The organism is Streptomyces sp. 3211.6 (genome assembly GCF_003634815.1).
GTDB lineage: Bacteria > Actinomycetota > Actinomycetes > Streptomycetales > Streptomycetaceae > Streptomyces > Streptomyces katrae_A.
Genome location: NZ_RBXC01000001.1, coordinates 2125206 through 2143486, shown reverse-complemented (window position 1 = coordinate 2143486; position 18281 = coordinate 2125206). Strand labels below are relative to the sequence as shown.

Here is an 18281-nt window from a genome sequence, read left to right as displayed (position 1 = left end):
CCGGCGCCCCCGCCGCGGGGGTTCTTCCCCGGGGGTTCTTTCCGTTGGCCCTACTGGGCCGTGGCCATCTCCGCGCGGGAGGCCGCGGCCCACTCCTCCAGGAGGAACTCGTACGCCTCCGAGGGCCACTCCCCGTCCGCCCAGGTCTCGACGAGGTGCCGTATCGCCTCGTTCGCCTCGGCGGCGGACGGGCGCGCGGGACCCGCGGGCTGGAGTGAAGTCTGCATGCCTCCAAGGCTACGGGCGGACACTGACAGCCACCTCCGGATTACGCGTGGCATCGGTCACCCGGGCCGCGACGGCCCGGCTGACCGGCGGCTGCATATGCCCGCCCACCTGCTCAGAGTGACTCGGCGGCCGGCTTGACCATCCCGCGCACTGTGCGGGACTTCACAAAGTCGCCCATGGCGGTCATCTCCCATTCGCCGGAGAACTGCCGGATCAGCTTGGCCATCATGACGCCGGTCTGGGGTTCGGCGCCGGTCAGGTCGAAGCGCACGAGCTCCTCGTCGGTCGCCGCGTCGATGAGCCGGCAGTAGGCCTTGGCGACCTCGGTGAACTTCTGGCCGGAGAAGGAGTTGACCGTGAAGACCAGCCCGCTGATCTCGGCGGGCAGCCGGCCGAGGTCCACGACGATCACCTCGTCGTCCCCGGCGCCCTCACCCGTCAGGTTGTCGCCCGAGTGCTTGACCGAGCCGCCCAGGATGGACAGCTTGCCGAAGTAGCAGGCGTCGACGAAGTTGCGCTGCGGGCCGTAGGCGATGACGGACGCGTCGAGGTCGATGTCGCGGCCGCCGAACGCGGGCTCCCAGCCGAGGCCCATCTTGACCTGCGAGAGCAGCGGGCGGCCGCCCTTGACGAGGGAGACGGTCTGGTTCTTCTGGAGACTGACCCGGCCCTTGTCCAGGTTGATCTTCCCCGAGGCCGGGGCGGGGGCCGGGGGCGCGGAGGGGGCCGGCGGGGGCGCCGAGGGCATGGGCGGGGCGGCGACGGGGGCCGGAGCCGGCGGCGCGACCGCTGCGGGGGCGGCCGGCTCCTCGTCGACGGAGACCCCGAAGTCGGTGGCGATGCCCGCCAGCCCGTTGGCGTACCCCTGGCCGACCGCGCGCACCTTCCACACTCCGCCGCGCTGGTACACCTCCACGACCACCAGGGCGGTCTCCGCCCCGAGCCGGGGCGGGGTGAAGGTGGCGATCACCGCGCCGCCGGCCGCGTCCCGCACGGTGGCGGTGGGCTCGATGCCCTGGAAGCTCTGCCCCGCGGCGTCCGGGCTGGCCGTGACCACGATCCGCTCGATACCGGGCGGCAGCGCACCCGTGTCCACGGTGATCGAGTCCGGCGCCGCGCCGCCGCCGGACCGGTAGCTGACGCCGGGCCCGGTGGGCTGGTTGTAGAAGATGAAGTCGGCGTCGGAACGCACCTTGCCGTCCGCCGCGAGCAGCAGGCCCGACACGTCGAGCCGTACCGGAGCAGCCACGTCCACCGTCACGCGGGTGGTGTTGAGCGGCAGGTTGGAACCAGGGGTCATAGCGGTCATGCCGGGAGAACGACCGGCGGCGCTTTGCCGTTCCCTTACCCTCGGCGGGATTTCAGGCGCCGGTGACCCGGCGCGGCAGGCCCAGCGGGTTGCCCTCGCGCAGCTCCGGCGGGAGCAGCGGGTCCGGCACCGACTGGTACGCCACCGGGCGCAGCCAGCGCTCGATCGCCGTGCCGCCGACGGAGGTGGAGTGCGAGGTGGCCGCCGGGTAGGGCCCGCCGTGGTGCTGGGCCGGGGCCACCGCGACGCCGGTGGGCCAGCCGTTCACCACGATCCGCCCCGCCAGCCCCGTGGCCTGCGCGATCAGCGCGGCGGCCGGGCCCGGGGCGCCTTCGGTCTCGGCCCGTGACAGCTGGAGGGTGGCGCTCAGGTTGCCGCCGAGCCGGCCCAGCACGGCGGCGGCCTCGTCCGCTCCGGAGTAGCGGACGACGACGGTCACCGGGCCGAAGCACTCCTCCAGGAGCAGGTCGTACGGGCCGCCCTCCAGCAGGCGCGCCGCCGCGACCTCCAGATACCCCGCGCCGACGGTGTGCTCCCCGCCGGACCCGGGGGTGACGGGGGCGGTGACCCCGGGGAGGGCGCCGCGTTCGCGGACCCCGGCGATGAAGCCGTCCCGCATCCGGTGGTCGAGCAGCACCCCCGGACCGGTCTGCCCGAGCTGCTTGGCGAGCGCGCCGGTGAGCAGGTCTCCGTCCGCGCCCTCGGGAACCAGGACCAGGCCGGGCTTCACGCAGAACTGGCCGACGCCCAGGGTCACGGAGGCGGCGAGTCCGGAACCGATCTCCTCGGCGCGCTCGGCCGCGGCCGCCGGGGTGACCACGACCGGGTTCAGGGAGCCGAGCTCGCCGTGGAAGGGGATGGGCACCGGACGGGCGGCGGCCGCGTCGAACAGGGCCCGCCCGCCCCGGATGGAACCGGTGAACCCGGCGGCGGAGACCAGCGGGTGGCGGATCAGCTCCAGACCGGCGTCGAACCCGTGGACCACCGTCACCACGTCCGCCGGCAGCCCGCTCGCCGAGGCCGCCCGGCGCAGCAGCTCCCCGCACAGTTCGGAGGTGGCCGGGTGGTCCGGGTGGGCCTTGACCACGACCGGGCAGCCGGCCGCCAGGGCGCTCGCGGTGTCCCCGCCGGGCACGGAGAAGGCGAGCGGGAAGTTGGAGGCGGCGTAGACGGCGACCACCCCCAGCGGCACCTTGTAGCGGCGCAGTTCGGGGCGCGGCGGGGTGAGGGAGGGATCGGCCCGGTCGATCCGGACGTCGAGGTAGGCGCCCTCCTCGACCACGTCGGCGAAGGCACGCAGCTGGCCGGTGGTGCGGGCGAGCTCGCCGGTGAGGCGGGCGCCGCCCAGCGCCGTCTCGGCGTCGGCGGCCTCCACGACCCGGGCGGCGGCCCCGTCGAGCAGGTCGGCGGCGGCCCGCAGGAAGGCGGCGCGGGTGCCCGCGTCCGCCAGGGCGCCGCGTGCGGCGTGGGCCGCGCGCACGGCCCGGTCCACGTCCGTGGCTGTGGCCTCCGCCGCAACCCGTCCGCGCTGCTTCCCGGTGCGGGGGTCCACACTCCAGACTGGATTCGCCGTCATGGCCCGCTCCTCCCCGGATCGTTCAGTATTCTGAACGCCGTTCCGGTGAATGAATGATCACTTCTGCTGCGGACTCTAGGTTCCGCGTCCACCGGGTGACAAGAGGCGATCGGGCCGACCAGAGGGGAAGCAGGCGCATGACGACAGCCGACACGGCCGAGGCGGGACCCCCCGCCGCGGCGCCGCCCGTGAAGTCCGCGGTGCGCACCGTCCTGCTGCTGGAGCACTTCGCGGCCCACCCGGGACTGCACAGCCTCGCCGACATCCAGAGCGACCTCTCCCTGCCCAAGTCCAGCCTCTACATGCTGCTGCGCACCCTGGTGAACCTGGGCTGGGTCGAGACGGACGCCACCGGCACCCGCTACGGCATCGGCGTCCGGGCCCTGCTCGTCGGCAGCTCGTACATCGACGGGGACGAGGTGGTCGCGGCCGCCCGGCCCAGCCTGGACCGGCTCTCCGACGACACCACCGAGACCATCCACCTGGCCCGCCTCGACGGGACCAGCGTCGTCTACCTCGCCACCCGGCCGTCGCGGCACTACCTGCGCCCCTTCACCCGGGTCGGACGGCGGCTGCCCGTCCACTCCACCGCCCTCGGGAAGGCGCTGCTGGCCACGCACACCGACGAGGAGGTGCGCCGGATGCTCCCCAAGCGGCTCGAGGCCGTCACCGAGCACACCATCACCGACCGGGAACGGCTGGTGGAGGAGCTGGCGCTGGTGCGGGAGCAGGGCTACGCCGTGGACCGGGAGGAGAACACGCTCGGGCTGCGCTGCTTCGGGGTGGCCGTCCCGTACCGGACGCCGGCCAGGGACGCGGTGAGCTGCTCGGTGCCGGTGGCCCGGCTGACGGAGGACCACGAGCGGACGATCAAGGCGGCCCTGTTCGAGGCGCGGGACCGGCTGTCGGTGGTGACGCGGCGCATGTGAGGCGGTGGAGGCGGCAGTTCCTCCCCCGCGCGGGGGAGGCGGTTCACCTTCGTGGGGGAGGTGGCGCGGCGGCGCGCACGGGACCGTTGACCCATGAGCACGCGAGCCGTCCATGTGACGCATCCGATGAGCACGACGCGGCCGTCCGTACCCCGTCTGGGGACCGGACGGCGGATCCTGCGGGCCACGGCCCTGGCGGCCACCCTGCCGTACCTGACCCTCAAGGCCGCCTGGCTGGCCGGGAGCCGGGCGGGGATACCGGAGGGCAGCATCCTGCTGAAGGGCGGGACGGCCCTGACCGTGGCCAACGCGGTCACCGTCGCGATGGACGCCTGCGTGATCCTCCTCGTGCTGGTGCTCACCCGCCCGTGGGGGCTGCGCGTGCCCGGCCCGCTGCTGACCGTGCCGGTCTTCGCCGCCACCGGGCTGCTCACCCCGATCGTCCTGGGATACCCGGCCCAGCTCCTGGTCAAGGCTCTGGGCGCGGGCGCCGGCGAGGCGGCCGGGGCGGCCCGTGAACCCTTCCTCGACGCCTGGGTGTTCGCCGTCGTCTACAGCGGCTTCATCATCCAGGCGATCGCCCTGGCCGGACTGTTCGTCCCCTACGCGCGGGAGCGCTGGGGCCGGAGGCTGCAGGGGGCGCTCGGGCTGGGGGTCCCCCCGGCCGGAGGCTGGGGGAGGCTCCCGTCGCCCACGGGGGTGGCGGCGGGAGCCGCGGCACTGGCGGGCGCCGTGGCGGGAGCGGTGCAGCTGTACTGGGCCTTCGGCGGAACCGGGTGGCTGCCCGCCGAGCGGGCCGCGGCGTACTCGGCGGACGCGCGCGTGGTGTCCGGGGTACATGCGCTGTGCGCCTTCGCCGCCGCGGCCGGGGCGCTGATGCTGGCCCGGGGCGGGGCGCGTCCGGCGCGGTGGCCGCTGGCCCTGACCTGGATCGGCGGGTCGGCGGCGCTGAGCTGGGGGGCGTGGACCCTGATAGCCGTCCTGGGGGTCAACCTCGGTGAGGGCGAACCGTCCACCACCGGCTTCTTCCTGACCTACGCTGACCAGATGATCACCGGACTGCTGGCCGGGGTGGTGCTCGTCCGCCACCTCCGCGCCCGGGGGGAGGGCTGACCCGACGGGGCGGGCACAGCCGGCGGACGCCGAGCCGGCGGCGCGGTGAAACGGCGGCGGGAAACGGCGGCGGGGAAACGGAACGAGGGGGGAGGGCCGTGAGCGGCGGTGTGCGCGGCTTCGGCGGGGGCCGGGCGGCCGGGGCGTTGTCCGCGGCGGTACGGCGCCGGCCCGGGCTGCTGCTGGGACGGCGGGCCCGGCTGCGGTGGGTACACCTGGTACTCGGCGGGGCCCTGCTCATGCCCTACTTCCTGCTCACCGATGTGGTGGTGGGCGCGGCGGCCGGCGGGGTCAACGCGCTGGCCTCCCTCCCGCTGACCCTGCTCTCCTACGCGGCCTCCCTGCCGCTGGTCGCCCTGACCGGGCTGTTCGGACTGGTCCGGCCGCTGTCGGCGACCGCCGCCCGGACCATGGCCGCGGTGCCGGGGGACCGGCTGGCGGACGGCCCGGCCCGTTCCTGGGCGGCCCGCCGGCGGGCCTCGGCCTGGTGGACCCTGCACCTGGGCATCGGGGCGGTGGTCAGCGGGATGAGCCTGGCGGTACCGCCCATGGGCGTGGTGCTGATCGTCATGCCGTTCTCCGGGGCCCTGCGCGCCTCGGCCTCGGGCACGGCCTGGTTCAGCGAGGAGGCGGAGCCCTACCTCTCCCCGCTCACCGGGGTCGTGCTGCTGGCCGCGCTCGCCGCCGTCTGCGCCGGTGCGGGGGCGCTGCTGGCCCGGCTCGCGCCCGTGCTCCTCGGGCCGACCGCGGAGGACCGGCTGGCCGCCGCCGAGGAACGGGCCGCCGACCTGGCGGTGCGCAACCGGCTGGCCCGCGAACTGCACGACGCCGTGGGGCACGCCCTCAGCGCCGTCACCCTCCAGGCGGGGGCGGCCCGGCGGGTGCTCGACAGCGACCCGGCGTTCGTCCGCGAGGCGCTGGCCGCGATCGAGGAGACCACCCGGCGCACCGTCGGCGAGCTGGACGCGGTCCTCGGCCTGCTCCGGGACGGGGACCCGGCCCGGGCCGACGCCATGCCCGCCCCGACCCTGGCCGGCGACCTCGACGGGCTGCTCGCCCGCACCCGGGCCGGCGGCACGGTCCTGACGGTCGAGCAGGACCCCGGCCCGGCGGGGGACTGGGCGCAGCTCCCGGCGATCGCCTCCCGCGAGGCGTACCGGATCGTCCAGGAAGGCCTGAGCAACGCCCTGCGCCACGGCGCGGGCCCCGTCAGCCTGCTGATCCGCGTCCACACGTCCGACGGCTCCCGCGAACTGGAGATCACCATGACCAACCCGCCCGCCCAGGCCCCGCCCGCCCACGACGGCGGAGGAGCGCGCAGCAGGGGAGGCCGCGGGCTGCGCGGCGCCGCCGAACGGGCCGCCCTGCTCGGCGGTCGCGTCGAGGCCGGACCCCTCGGGGAGGACTGGCGGCTGCGGGCGGTCCTGCCGCTCGGCACCCCCGCCCCGGGCTCGGGAGGAGGCCGATGAGCCGGCCGCCGCTGCGCGTGGTCATCGCCGACGACGAGCGGATGGTGCGCACCGCCCTGCGGGTCATCCTCGACGCCGAAGCCGGGCTGGAGGTGGTCGGCGAGGCCGCCACCGGCGCAGAGGCCGTCTCCCTGGTGCGCTCCCTGGCCCCCGACGTCGTCCTGATGGACGTGCGGATGCCCGAGATCGACGGCATCCGGGCCACGGAGCAGATCCTCGCCACCATGGCCGACCCGCCCAGGATCGTGGTCGTCACCACCTTCGAGAACGACGCCTACGTCTACGACGCGCTGCGCGCGGGCGCGTCCGGTTTCCTCCTCAAGCGCGCCGATCCCGAAGAGCTCATCGGCGCGGTCCGGCTGGTCGCCCGCGGGGACTCCCTGCTCTTCCCGGCGGCCGTCCGCACCCTGGCCGCCGCCCACACCTCCGCGGCCCCGCCCGCACCCCCGGCCTGGGCCGCCCGGCTCACGGACCGGGAGGCCGACGTCCTGCGCCTGATGGCCACCGGACTGTCCAACCACGAGATGAGCGGGCACCTGGGGGTGGGCCTGCAGACGGTCAAGACGCATGTGGCCGCCGTCCTCGCCAAGACCGGCTCCCGCGACCGTACCCAGGCGGTCATCGCCGCCTACGAGGGGGGCTTCCTGATGAAGAGAGCCTGAGAAACCGGCCACAATCGGGGCGCAGCGGAACGCACGGGCCCGCCGGAACGTCCTTCTGGGGGATGAACAAGACGATCAGGCGTGCGTCGGTCTTCTGTCTGCTTCTGGTGCTGGCCCTTTTGGTGCGGGTCACCTGGGTGCAGGCGTACCAAGGCCAGGCCCTCGCAGACAACAAGAACAACCGCCGCAACCTCATCGGGCAGTACGAGAACCCGCTGGGCAACATCATCGTGGGCGGAACGGCGATCACCGGATCGGAGAAGACGGGCGGCAAGGACTTCGGCTACAAGCGCACCTACACGGACGGCCCCCTGTACGCCCCGATCACCGGCTACAGCTCCCAGGCCTTCGGCACCAGCATGCTGGAGGGCGTCTACAAGAACGTGCTCAACGGCTCGGACAGCCGGCTGAAGACGGTGATGGACGTCCTCACCAACAAGCGCGCCGCCCCGGGCAACGTCCTGACCACCATCGACAAGGACGTCCAGAAGGCCGCCTACGACGCCCTCGACGGCAAGCAGGGCGCCGCCGTGGCCATGGACCCGTCGACCGGCGAGATCCTCGCCGTGGTCAACAACCCCTCCTACGACCCGGGCCGGATCTCGGGGGCCGGCGACCAGGCCGCCTGGGACGAGCTGTCCGCCGACAAGGGCAAGGCCATGGAGAACGTGGCGCTGCGCAAGCCCCAGGCCCCCGGCTCCACCTTCAAGCTGGTGACCCTGGCCGCGGCGATCGAGAACGGCGTGGTCTCCAGCATCGACCAGCCGACCGGCGTCCCCGGCAACTACACGATCCCCGGCACCCGGACGAAGCTGCCCAGCGAGGCGGGCGACGAGGCCTGCAACAACGCCTCCGCCCGCACCGCCCTCCGGCTGTCCTGCAACAACGTCTTCGCCGAGCTGGCCTCCAAGCTCGGCCAGGACAAGATGCGGGCCATGGCGGAGAAGCTCGGCTTCAACACGCAGATCGACACCCCGGTCCGCACCAACCCGCCGAGCAAGTACCCGACGAAGAAGCTGTCCGTCGACCAGGTCGCGCAGACGGGTATCGGCCAGTTCGACGTCCAGGCCACCCCGCTGCAGATGGCCATGGTGACCTCCGCCATCGAGAACGGCGGCAAGCTCGCCGCTCCGCACATGGTCTCGGAGGTGACGGACTCCGGCGGCACCGTGCTGGAGAGCTTCAAGGAGCCGAAGACCCAGCAGGTGATGAGCCCCAGGACCGCCTCGATGCTCCAGGACGCCATGCGCACCGTCGCCACCGAGGGCGGCGGCAAGCCCGCGCAGGTGGCGGGCGCCGAGGTCGGCGGCAAGACGGGCACCGCCCAGCGCGGCGTGAACAACAACATCCCGCCCCTCGCCTGGTTCACCTCCTACGGCAAGGCAGGCGGCAAGCAGATCGCCGTCGCCGTCATGATCGAGAACTCGGACACCGACCGCTCCGAGATCGGCGGCGGCAAGCTGGCCGCCCCGATCGCGCAGAAGATGATGGCGGCGTGGCTGAAGAAGTAGCCACCGCCTGAGGGAGCCGTCCGCGCCGGGAACCGACGGGGTTCCCGGCGCGTTCCTTTTCCCATGATCAGGACCGCACTCCTCGAAGATCTGGACGCCATCGCCGCCCTGCACACCCGGGCGCGCGCCACCTACTACCGGGGGCGCATACCCGAGCAGGCCTACGCGGGCGAGACCGAGCTGGCCCGCTGCCGCGAGGGCTGGTCCCGCGCGGTGAGACGGACGGAGGCCGAGGGCCGGGTGTTCTGCGCCGAGCGGGACGGGCAGATCACCGGGGTCGCCGCCTTCCTCACCGCCGACGGCCAGACCACCCTCACCCAGCTGCACGTGGACCCCGTCCACTGGCGCCGGGGCACCGGAGCCGCCCTGCACGCCGCCTGCGTCACCGCCTGGCGCCGGGCCGGCGTCGAACGGGTCCGCCTGGAGGTCTACGAACACAACCTCCGCGCCCAGGCCTTCTACGCCTCCCACGGCTGGCGCCCCGACCCCTCGGCCGCCCCCTCCGGCTCCCACCGCACCCTGTGGCTGGAGGTGGGGGAAGGGTCCGGGGAATGAGACGGGACGGCGAATGGTTGAAGCTCAAACCGTTTCGTCCGGCGGAACCCCGCCCGGGCCGGCCCGAACCCCCCACCGGAATCCGGAGAGAAGAAGGATCATGCGCGTCGAGATCTGGAGCGACATCGCCTGCCCCTGGTGCTACATCGGCAAGGCCCGTTTCACGAAGGGCCTGGCCGAGTTCGCGCACCGTGACGAGGTGGAGGTCGTCTACCGTTCCTTCGAACTCGACCCCCACAGCGCCAAGGGCGTGACCGCCCCCGTCCTGGAGATGCTGGCCCGCAAGTACGGCCGCACTCTCGAGGAGGCCCGCGGCATGGAGGAGCACGTCGCCGCGAGCGCCCGCGCCGAGGGGCTGGAGTACCGGACCGACGGCCGTGACCACGGCAACACCTTCGACATCCACCGCCTCCTCCACCTGGCCGCCGCCCGCGGCCGCCAGGTGGAGCTCCTCGACCTCGCCTTCCGGGCGAACTTCGCCGAGGAGCGGTCGGTGTTCGACGCGGAGGTGCTGCTCGCCCTCGCGGTGGAGGCCGGGCTGGACGAGGCGGAGGCCCGCGCGGTCCTCGCCGACGACTCCGCCTACGCCGCCGAGGTCCGCGCGGACGAGCGCGAGGCGGCCGAACTGGGCGCCAACGCCGTCCCGTTCTTCGTCCTCGACCGCCGCTACGGCATCTCCGGCGGGCAGCCCGCCGAGGTGTTCACCAAGGCCCTGGAGCAGGCCTGGGCCGGCCGAGAGCTCCCCGAATCGGCCCCCGGCGCGGAGGCCTGCGAGCCGGACGGCTCCTGCGCCGTCCCCCAGGTCTGACCCGAGGCCTGACCCCGGACCCCGCCGGGCGCCCGCGTACTCACGTGCCGGGCGCCCCGCGGCGGAAAGCATAAGCATTGCTTGGGTATGGTGAGTAAAACCCGGCAATGGACTTTGGGGTGATCCTCGCGCACAGTGGACGGTATGGATCTTCCTCCGCTGTCCGGACTGTCCCTGGCGTGCGCCGCCGAGTTCGCGCACTCCACCACCTACCTCAACACCGCCGGCGCCGGGGTGCTCCCGCGGTCCGCCGTCGCCGCGGTACGGGAGCTGGCCGAAGCCGCCGGAGCCGGACTGCCCGCCGGGGCGGGGGACTTCGACCTCGTCGAGCGGGTGCGGGCCTCCTTCGCCCGGCTGGTGTCCGTCGACCCGCGCCGCGTCGCCATCGGATCGTCCGTCGCCACCCACGTCGGCCTGATCGCGGCGTCCCTGCCCGCCGGTGCCGAAGTCCTCGTGCCCGAGCGGGACTTCGCCTCCGTGATGAACCCCTTCGTGCTGCGCGGCGACCTCAAGGTCCGCTTCGCCCCGCTGGACACCCTCGCCGAAGCCGTCCGCCCGGACACCGCCCTGGTCGCGCTGTCCGCCGTACAGTCCGCCGACGGCCGGACGGCGGACCTCGCCGCCGTCCGCGCGGCGGCCTCCGCGCACGGGGCGCGGATGCTCGTGGACGCCACCCAGGCCGCCGGCTGGCTGCCCTTCGACGCCTCGCCGTACGAGTACACGGTCACCGGCGGCTACAAGTGGCTGCTCGGCGGCCGCGGCGCCTCGTACCTGACCGTCTCGCAGGAGGCCCAGGCCGGGCTGACGCCGCTGCACGCGGGCTGGGTGGCGGCGGAGTCCAAATGGGACGCGGTCTACGGCCCGATGCGGCAACTGGCGGGCGACGCCCGCCGTTTCGACGAGTCCGCGGCCTTCCTCCCGTACTACGCCGCCGAGCCGTCCCTGGCCCTGCTGGAGCGGATCGGCGTCGAGGCCGTCCACGCGCACGACACCGCCCTGGCCGCCCGCTACCGGGCCGGGCTCGCCCGCCTCGGGCACGAGCCCGTCCCCGGGGACGCCGCCATCGTCTCCGTCCCGGGCCTGGCCCACCGGCAGCCCGCCCTGGGCGCCGCCGGGATCCACACCTCCGCCCGCGAGGGAGCCCTGCGGGCCTCGTTCCACCTCTACAACACCGAGGCGGACGTGGACCGCCTGCTGGACGTACTGGCCGGCTGAGGGGGGCGGCCCGAGGGCCTGCCGCCGGGGCCCGCGGGCGGCCGCCCGGCCCGACCGCCGAGCAGCCCCGACGCCCGGCCCGCCCGGCGCGGCCCGCCCGGCGCGGCCCGGTCCACACGGCCCGACCGCCGGGCAGCCCCGACGCCCGGCCCGCCCGGCGCCGCCCGCCCGGCGCCGCCCGCCCGGCGCGGCCCGGTTCACTCGGCCCGGCCCGGTCTGGCAGCGCGGTTCGCCCGGAGCGGGTTCGCCCGGCTCGGTCGGCACGTCGGCCCGACCGCCCAGCGGTCCGCCCTGCGGAGGCTCCGCTACCAGGCCGCCGAGGCCGCTTGCACCGCTGCCTCCGGCGGCAGCGACAGGGCCGACGCCAGGGCGCGCAGGGATGCCGCGACCGCCTCCGGGGAGGCCGCCGGGCCGTAGTGGTTGACCCGGACCATCTCCTGCGCCAGCGCCCCGCCCCCCGCCGCCAGCGGAACCGACGGGTCCGCGGCCAGGGCCCCGGCCACCACGCGCGCGGCGTCCGGCACCCGCAGCGTCGTCGCCACCGGGGCCGCCTGCGCCGGGTCCCCGACCCACGGGGCCAGGCCGAGCGCGGCCGCGCCCGCCCGGGTGGCCCGGGCCGCCGCCGCGTGCCGGCCGAGGACGCCCGCCAGGCCCTCCTCCTCGATCCGGTCCAGGCACGCCTCCAGCGCCAGCATCTCCAGCTGCGCCGGGGCGTGCAGCAGCGTCTTGCGGCCCCCGTCTATCCAGCGCTCCTTCCAGTCCAGCAGGGAGAGGTACGAGCGCCGGGGCGCGGCCGGGTTGGCCGCGAACCGCTCCCACGCCCGCTCGCTCACCGACACCGCCGAGACCCCCGCCGGGCCGCCCATCGCCTTCTGCCCGCCGATCACGCACAGGTCGACGCCCCAGGCGTCCGGCAGCAACGGCTCGGCGCCCACCGAGGCCACCGCGTCCAGCATGAACAGCGCCCCGTGCGCCCGTACGGCCTCGCCGATCTCCGCGACCGGGTTGGTGTTCCCGGTGGCCGCCTCGGCGTGCACCAGCGAGACGAAGTCGATCTCCGGGTGCTCCTCCAGGGCGCGGGCCACCTGCTCCCCGCTCACCGCCGTGTCGAAGGGCACCGCCAGGTCCACCACCTTCGCCCCCGCGTCGCGCAGCCAGTTGCCGAACGTGGTCCCGTACGGGCCGGTGACGACGTTCAGCGCCGTCGAACCCGGCCGCGCCCCCGAGCGGATGCAGCCCTCCAGCGGCAGCAGCGCTTCGCCCTGGGTGATCACCACGTCCTGCCGGGTGTCCAGCAGCCGTGCGACGCCCCGCTCGATGGCGGCGAAACGCCCGGCGGTCAGCGGCGGAAGGTCCAGCAGGGGGTGGGTCACGGCGGTGCTCTCTTCGTCCGGGGTCACCGGCCGAGCCTACCCAGGGCGCACGTACAGTGCGGACATGAGTGATCACAGCGGTGTGCTCCATGTGAAGGGACGCGTGCTCGCCGGGCCCCACGAGGTCCACGACGAGCTCTGGGTCGTCGGGGGACGGGTCACCTACGAGCGGCCGGCCGCCGCCCGCGAGGTCACCACCGTCACCGGCTGGGTCCTGCCCGGCCTGGTCGACGCCCACTGCCACGTCGGCCTCGACGCCCACGGCCCGGTCGACGCCGCCACCGCCGAGGCGCAGGCCCTCACCGACCGGGACGCCGGCACCCTCCTCATCCGCGACGCGGGCTCACCCTCCGACACCCGCTGGATCGACGACCGCGAGGACCTTCCGAAGGTCATCCGGGCGGGCCGGCACATCGCCCGCACCCGCCGCTACATCCGCAACTACGCGCACGAGATCGAGCCGCCGCAACTGGTCGAGTACGTCGCCCGCGAAGCCCGGCGCGGCGACGGCTGGGTCAAGCTCGTCGGCGACTGGATCGACCGCGAGGCGGGGGACCTGACGGCCTGCTGGCCGCGCGCCGAGGTGGAGGCGGCCATCGCCGAGGCGCACCGGCTGGGCGCCCGGGTCACCGCGCACTGCTTCGCGGAGGACTCGCTGCGCGACCTCGTGGAGGCGGGCATCGACTGCATCGAGCACGCCACCGGGCTGACCGAGGACACCATCCCGCTGTTCGCGGAGCGCGGCGTCGCCATCGTCCCCACGCTCGTCAACATCGCGACCTTTCCCAAGCTGGCGGCGGGCGGCGAGGCCAAGTTCCCCCGCTGGTCGGCGCACATGCGCAGGCTCCACGAGCGGCGCTACGACACCGTCCGCGCGGCCTGGGACGCGGGCATCGGGGTGTACGTCGGCACGGACGCGGGCGGCTCCCTGCCGCACGGCCTGGTCGCCGCCGAGGTGCAGGAGCTGGTGAAGGCGGGCATCCCCCCGCTCGACGCCCTCTCGGCGACGGCCTGGGCGGCCCGCGAATGGCTGGGCAGGCCAGGCCTGACCGAGGGGGCCCCGGCCGACCTGGTGGTCTACGGTTCCGACCCGCGCGAGGACGTACGGGTGCTGGCACGGCCGGAGCGCGTGGTCGTGAACGGTAGGGTCCGCGCCTGATCCGCAACGGCGCTTCGGCGGCACGGAGTTGACGCGTCGTAACGCGGCGGTCCCATCGGTCGTTATCGCTGTCCGAAAACCAGCGTTCCGCCGGCGAGGGCGGGACGCGAGGGAACTCGTGTGCCGTATGAGGCGCCACTAATCGAATACATGCATGGAAACCACCCGTTGGAGTGAACTCACGTCAGGTGGCCGCCTGTTCACTCACAGTGCGTAAAGATTTCGAGCGTCGAAGCCGTCGGCGCGCGCGATGTCCCCCATGGGTGCCCGCGACGGCACCCATCTCCCCGGGGGTTCCACCACCTTGAACAGCAACACCTTCCGCCTGCCCGCGGCCGTCCTGCTCGCCACGGGAGCGGTGGCCCTGCTCGCCGCACCGCCCGCCCTCGCCACGGACGGCAGCGCGCGGCAGCGGCGGCGGCCAGGGCACCTCCGGTGCCGTCGTCCTGCGGACCGGACTGGACGTGGGCCTCCTCAACAAGGCCGTGGACGTCCCGCTGAAGGCCACCCTCAACGAGGTCAGCGCCCCGGCCTCGGCCGAGAAGACGGCCCTCACCGTGACCCTCGACGGGGCCGAGCAGGGCCGGCCGGTGAACGTGCTCACGGCGGACGTCGCCACCGCCAAGGCGACCGCCGACCGCAGCGGCTCCCGCGCCGAGGCGAACCTCGCCCACGCCCGCGTCCACGTCCCGGGCCTGCCCGCGCTCTCCCTCGTCGAGGTCGAGAAGGTCACCTCCAAGGCCGACTGCGCGGCGGGCGGGAAGCCGGTCGCCACCTCCGACGTCCTGGGCACCGTCACCGCCCTCGGCAAGAAGGTCACCCTGACCGCAGGCGGTCCCACCAAGGTCGAGGTCCCGGGCGTCGGCTCGGTCTCCCTGGAGCTCTCCGGCACGCAGACCACCTCCACCACCGCCGCGGCGGCCGCGCTCCGCCTCAAGGTGTCGGTGAACCCGCTGAACCTCAACGTGGCCCAGGTCGACGGAGAGGTGGTCCTGGCGGAGGCGCACTGCGAGTCCCCGAAGACGGCCGCGACACCCGCCGCGAAGCCGGACGCGAAGCCGGACGCCAAGCCGGACGCCAAGCCCCAGACCGTCCTGGCGAGCTCCACGCAGAGCGGCAACCTCGCCGAGACCGGGGCCGGTTCGGTCACCCCGTGGGTCGCGGGCGGCGCGCTGCTCCTGCTCGGCGTCGGCGCGGGCGCGCTCGTGCTGACCCGGCGCGGCCGCAGCTCCTGACCCCGGACGCGGCCCGGTCAGCGGGTCGCGTGCGTCAGGCCCTGGCCGGCCGCGCCCCGCGAGGTCACGGCCGCGGTGACCTCCTTGTCCACCCGGGCGTACTCGGCCCGCTTGGCGGCCGACGCCCCGCCTTCGCCTCCGTCCCCTGCCGCGCAGGAGGCGCAGACGACGCGGAACGGCGGCCCCATGTCGGAGTACTGCGTGAGGTATTCGGCCTTCACCACCTCCCAGCGGCCCGGGTGCGCGGCCGCCGGGGCGAAGGTGAAGCGGGGGATGGACGACATGTTGCCGCGCGCCTTCTCGGCCTCGTAGAAGCTGGCGATCTGGTCGCCCATGCCGTAGACGACCCAGGTGCCGTTGACCTTCTCGTACGGCTGCGGGACGTGGTTGTGCGTGCCGATGATCAGATCGATGTCGGGGAGCCCGTCGGCCCCGCGCGAGGCGGTCAGCGCCTGCGCCAGGTCCTTCTGCTGCTGGTCGGGGGCGGCCTGCCACTCGGTGCCCCAGTGGACGCTGAGGACGACGACGTGCGCGCCGGCCGCCCGGGCCGCGCGGGCGTCGGCGATGATCCGGGCCTGGTCGATCAGGTTGACGGCCCAGGGCTTGCCGGCCGGCAGCGGTATGCCGTTGGTGCCGTAGGTGTAGTCCAACTGGGCGACCTTCGCCCCGCCGGCCGAGAGCAGCGCCGGGGCCGTGGCCTCCTCGGCGCGGCGGGCGGAACCGACGTGCTTGAGGCCGACCCGGTCGAGGTGGTCGAGGGTGCGGGAGAGCCCGTCGAACCCGTCGTCGAGGCTGTGGTTGGAGGCGGTGGAGCAACTGTCGTACCCGGCGTCCTTGAGGGCGTCGGCCAGTTGGTGCGGGGCCTTGAAGGCGGGGTAGCCGGTGTAGGGGCCGCCGGGCTTTCCGTACGGTATCTCGTGGTGGCATATCGCCAGGTCGGCGGCGGAGACGATGGGTTTGACGCCGGCGAGTATCTTGCGGAAGTCGTAGTCGCCGGGCGTGCCGCCCGCGTCGTCCGCGGCCCGCTGGATGATCGACGGGTACGGGATGATGTCGCCTGTCGCGACGAGGGTGAACGGGGCGGCACCGGGGATGGCCTTGCCGCCGGGGGGCTTGGCCTGGAGCCGCTGCTCGGTGGTGGCGGCCCCCTTGTCCAGCAGCCGGGGTACCGCGTACACCCCGCCGCCGATCACTCCCACGGCCACCAGCGCCGTGGTTATCCGCGTTGCCGCCCTCATGTACCGTCCCCCGTCGATGGTTTGCTGCCGCCGCCATGCTAGGCGTGGCCTTGGCCGGCCGCCTGCGGTGCCCCTGCGATGCCCCTGCGGGGTGCTGCTGCCCCTCCCCGCCCTTCGCCCGTTCCCAGGGGCTCCGCCCCTGACCCCGTTCCGTGCGCTCCGCGCCCGGTGCGCTCAATCGCCGCGCGGGCTGGATACGCCGCTCCGCGGCAGATCCAGCCCGCGCGGGCGGTCAGCCGCGGGCGGTCAGCCGCGGGCGGTCAGCCGCGGGCGGTCAGCCGCGGGCGGTCAGCCGCGGGCGGTCAGCTGCGGGCGGTCAGCTGCGGGCGGTCAGCCGCGGGCGGCCGCCGGGCCGTGCCAAGATCCCGCCCCGCCCCTGGCGGTTGAGGCGCGGGGTCCGGGGCCGGCCCCGGGGAACGGAGGGAGGGCGGGGCGGGGAGACGGCTCCGCGCAGCGGGACCGTCCGGTCCCGCCCCGCGGGGGCACGTCACGGGGCGGTCAGGGCGAGGGCGTGGTCCAGGGCCTGGAGGAGGCGGCCCGTTGTCGCTCGGTCGCGGACGGCCAGGCGGAGCCACGAGGCGTCCAGGCCCGGGAAGGTGTCCCCCCGCCGCACCGCGAAGCCCAGTGCCCGCAGACGGGTGCGGACCTCCGCCGCGCCGGGGACGCGGATCAGCACGAACGGTCCCTCCGCCTCCCCCGAGACCGTGACCTCCTCGAACTCCGCCAGCCCCGCCAGCAGGTGCGCCCGGTCCACCGCGATCCGCCGGGCCGCAGCCTCCGCCTCCGCCAGCGCCTCCGGCGCCACACAGGCCTCTGCCGCCACCAGCGCCGGCGTGGACACCGGCCACAGCGGCTGCGCCGCCGCCAGCTTGGCGATCACCTCCGGCTCGGCCAGCACGTAGCCGATCCGCAGCCCCGCCAGCCCCCACGTCTTCGTCAGGCTCCGCAGCACCACCAGGCCCGGCACGTCCGTCCGCCCGGCCAGCGCCTCCCGTTCGCCCGGGACGGCGTCCATGAAGGCCTCGTCCACCACCAGGGTCCGCCCCGGCCGGGCCAGCGCGGCCAGTGTCGCCGCCGGGTGCAGGACCGACGTCGGGTTGGTGGGGTTGCCCACCACCACCAGGTCCGCCTCCTCCGGCACCGCCGCCGGGTCCAGCCGGAACCCGTCCTCGGGCCGCAGCAGCACCCGCTCGACCCGGTGCCCGGCGTCCCGCAGGGCCGCCTCCGGCTCGGTGAACTGCGGGTGCACCACCACCGGCCGCTCGGCGTCCAGCGCCCGCGCGATCAGCACGAACGCCTCCGCCGCCCCCGCCGTCAGCAGGACCCGCTCGACCGGCAGCCCGTGCCGCCGCGCCACCGCCGCCCGGGCCGCCCGGCCGTCCGGGTAGGCCGCGAGGTCCCCGAGGGAGGCGGCGATGCGCTGCTTGAGCCACTCCGGCGGCGTGTCCGACCGTACGTTCACCGCGAGGTCCACGAGCGCCCCGCCCGCGTCGGCCACCTCCGCGTCCCCGTGGTGGCGCAGGTCGTGCTCCTCGGCGCTGGCCACCGCGCAGGTCGCCGCCACCGAACGCCGCTTGGGCACCAGCAGCTCCCCGCCGCCCGCCAGCGCCGCCGCCTCCGCCACCGAGGCGGTCCCGGCCGCCTCGCGCACGGCCGGCGAAGGGTGCGGGACCCGGACCCGCGCGAGCTCCTCGGCGGGATAGCCCACCAACGGCACGCCGAAACGTTCCGCCGCACCCGCGATCCCGGGCTCCAGGGTCTTCGAGTCCACCGTGGCCAGCGCCGTCACCGCCCCGGCGGACAGCCCGGCCCCGCGCAGGGTCTCCTCGACCAGCGCGCAGACCTCCGCGACGGAAACCCCCGCGCGTCCGCCCACCCCGACCACCAGCCGCGTCACGTAC

At 74.9% G+C, this 18281-nt stretch carries 16 protein-coding genes; 10 read left to right on the top strand and 6 right to left on the bottom strand.

Annotated elements, in window-relative coordinates:
• Positions 1-50 precede the first annotated feature (50 nt).
• From BX286_RS36490 to BX286_RS09970, 3 genes are all read right to left on the bottom strand, one after another.
• A complete protein-coding gene (locus tag BX286_RS36490) occupies positions 51-227 on the bottom strand; it encodes a hypothetical protein (protein WP_167747575.1) in 177 nt (58 codons plus the stop codon).
• 113 nt (positions 228-340) lie between these two features.
• Positions 341-1528: a TerD family protein gene (locus tag BX286_RS09975; protein WP_079425647.1), complete on the bottom strand. Its 1188-nt coding sequence runs from the start codon at positions 1526-1528 to the stop codon at positions 341-343.
• A gap of 61 nt (positions 1529-1589) precedes the next feature.
• On the bottom strand, positions 1590-3113 hold the full coding sequence (locus tag BX286_RS09970) for an aldehyde dehydrogenase (NADP(+)) (protein ID WP_079425645.1): 1524 nt from the start codon (positions 3111-3113) through the stop codon (positions 1590-1592).
• A 137-nt stretch (positions 3114-3250) separates the two neighbouring features.
• Here BX286_RS09970 and BX286_RS09965 point away from each other — a divergent pair, with 137 nt between their 5' ends.
• The 8 genes from BX286_RS09965 to BX286_RS09925 all read left to right on the top strand — a co-directional run bounded on the left by BX286_RS09965 (position 3251) and on the right by BX286_RS09925 (position 11375).
• Positions 3251-4042 carry an IclR family transcriptional regulator gene (locus tag BX286_RS09965; protein WP_079425644.1) on the top strand — a complete coding sequence of 264 codons (792 nt, stop codon included), beginning with the start codon at positions 3251-3253 and terminating at the stop codon, positions 4040-4042.
• Between the two features lie 93 nt (positions 4043-4135).
• Complete coding sequence (locus BX286_RS09960; RefSeq protein ID WP_148710261.1) at positions 4136-5155, top strand: hypothetical protein; 1020 nt, start codon at positions 4136-4138, stop codon at positions 5153-5155.
• A gap of 146 nt (positions 5156-5301) precedes the next feature.
• A complete protein-coding gene (locus BX286_RS09950) occupies positions 5302-6624 on the top strand; it encodes a sensor histidine kinase (protein WP_237293297.1) in 1323 nt (440 codons plus the stop codon).
• Positions 6621-7286 carry a response regulator transcription factor gene (locus BX286_RS09945; protein WP_100863882.1) on the top strand — a complete coding sequence of 222 codons (666 nt, stop codon included), beginning with the start codon at positions 6621-6623 and terminating at the stop codon, positions 7284-7286. The genes BX286_RS09950 and BX286_RS09945 overlap by 4 nt, the downstream gene beginning before the upstream one ends.
• A gap of 62 nt (positions 7287-7348) precedes the next feature.
• Complete coding sequence (locus BX286_RS09940) at positions 7349-8797, top strand: penicillin-binding protein 2 (protein ID WP_079425637.1); 1449 nt, start codon at positions 7349-7351, stop codon at positions 8795-8797.
• Between the two features lie 63 nt (positions 8798-8860).
• Complete coding sequence (locus BX286_RS09935; protein WP_079425634.1) at positions 8861-9352, top strand: GNAT family N-acetyltransferase; 492 nt, start codon at positions 8861-8863, stop codon at positions 9350-9352.
• Positions 9353-9452: 100 nt separating this feature from the next.
• Entirely contained in the window at positions 9453-10160 is a 708-nt protein-coding gene (locus BX286_RS09930) for a DsbA family oxidoreductase (RefSeq protein WP_079425632.1), read from the top strand.
• Between the two features lie 144 nt (positions 10161-10304).
• Entirely contained in the window at positions 10305-11375 is a 1071-nt protein-coding gene (locus BX286_RS09925; RefSeq protein WP_079425630.1) for an aminotransferase class V-fold PLP-dependent enzyme, read from the top strand.
• Positions 11376-11680: 305 nt separating this feature from the next.
• On the opposite strand, the gene BX286_RS09920 is transcribed toward BX286_RS09925, so the two are convergent.
• A complete protein-coding gene (locus BX286_RS09920; protein ID WP_079431645.1) occupies positions 11681-12748 on the bottom strand; it encodes an alanine--glyoxylate aminotransferase family protein in 1068 nt (355 codons plus the stop codon).
• Between the two features lie 64 nt (positions 12749-12812).
• Between BX286_RS09920 and BX286_RS09915 the strand changes: the two genes are divergently transcribed.
• Both BX286_RS09915 and BX286_RS09910 read left to right on the top strand, forming a co-directional pair.
• Positions 12813-13907, top strand: a complete 1095-nt coding sequence (locus tag BX286_RS09915) for an amidohydrolase family protein (protein ID WP_100863883.1) — start codon at positions 12813-12815, stop codon at positions 13905-13907.
• Between the two features lie 446 nt (positions 13908-14353).
• On the top strand, positions 14354-15142 hold the full coding sequence (locus BX286_RS09910) for an SCO1860 family LAETG-anchored protein (RefSeq protein ID WP_315974782.1): 789 nt from the start codon (positions 14354-14356) through the stop codon (positions 15140-15142).
• 17 nt (positions 15143-15159) lie between these two features.
• Here the strand turns inward: BX286_RS09910 and BX286_RS09905 are convergent, their stop codons facing one another.
• Together BX286_RS09905 and cobC are read right to left on the bottom strand one after the other, a co-directional pair.
• Positions 15160-16380, bottom strand: a complete 1221-nt coding sequence (locus tag BX286_RS09905) for a CapA family protein (RefSeq protein WP_121014868.1) — start codon at positions 16378-16380, stop codon at positions 15160-15162.
• Positions 16381-16867: 487 nt separating this feature from the next.
• A complete protein-coding gene (gene cobC / locus BX286_RS09900; protein WP_121017608.1) occupies positions 16868-18277 on the bottom strand; it encodes an Rv2231c family pyridoxal phosphate-dependent protein CobC in 1410 nt (469 codons plus the stop codon).
• Positions 18278-18281 lie beyond the last annotated feature (4 nt).

Coding starts and splice junctions, on each gene's coding strand:
- BX286_RS36490 (WP_167747575.1), bottom strand. CDS start 227: ATGCAGACTTCACTCCAGCCCGCGGGTCCCGCGCGCCCGTCCGCCGCC.
- BX286_RS09975 (WP_079425647.1), bottom strand. CDS start 1,528: ATGACCCCTGGTTCCAACCTGCCGCTCAACACCACCCGCGTGACGGTG.
- BX286_RS09970 (WP_079425645.1), bottom strand. CDS start 3,113: ATGACGGCGAATCCAGTCTGGAGTGTGGACCCCCGCACCGGGAAGCAG.
- BX286_RS09965 (WP_079425644.1), top strand. CDS start 3,251: ATGACGACAGCCGACACGGCCGAGGCGGGACCCCCCGCCGCGGCGCCG.
- BX286_RS09960 (WP_148710261.1), top strand. CDS start 4,136: ATGAGCACGCGAGCCGTCCATGTGACGCATCCGATGAGCACGACGCGG.
- BX286_RS09945 (WP_100863882.1), top strand. CDS start 6,621: ATGAGCCGGCCGCCGCTGCGCGTGGTCATCGCCGACGACGAGCGGATG.
- BX286_RS09940 (WP_079425637.1), top strand. CDS start 7,349: ATGAACAAGACGATCAGGCGTGCGTCGGTCTTCTGTCTGCTTCTGGTG.
- BX286_RS09935 (WP_079425634.1), top strand. CDS start 8,861: ATGATCAGGACCGCACTCCTCGAAGATCTGGACGCCATCGCCGCCCTG.
- BX286_RS09930 (WP_079425632.1), top strand. CDS start 9,453: ATGCGCGTCGAGATCTGGAGCGACATCGCCTGCCCCTGGTGCTACATC.
- BX286_RS09925 (WP_079425630.1), top strand. CDS start 10,305: ATGGATCTTCCTCCGCTGTCCGGACTGTCCCTGGCGTGCGCCGCCGAG.
- BX286_RS09915 (WP_100863883.1), top strand. CDS start 12,813: ATGAGTGATCACAGCGGTGTGCTCCATGTGAAGGGACGCGTGCTCGCC.
- BX286_RS09905 (WP_121014868.1), bottom strand. CDS start 16,380: ATGAGGGCGGCAACGCGGATAACCACGGCGCTGGTGGCCGTGGGAGTG.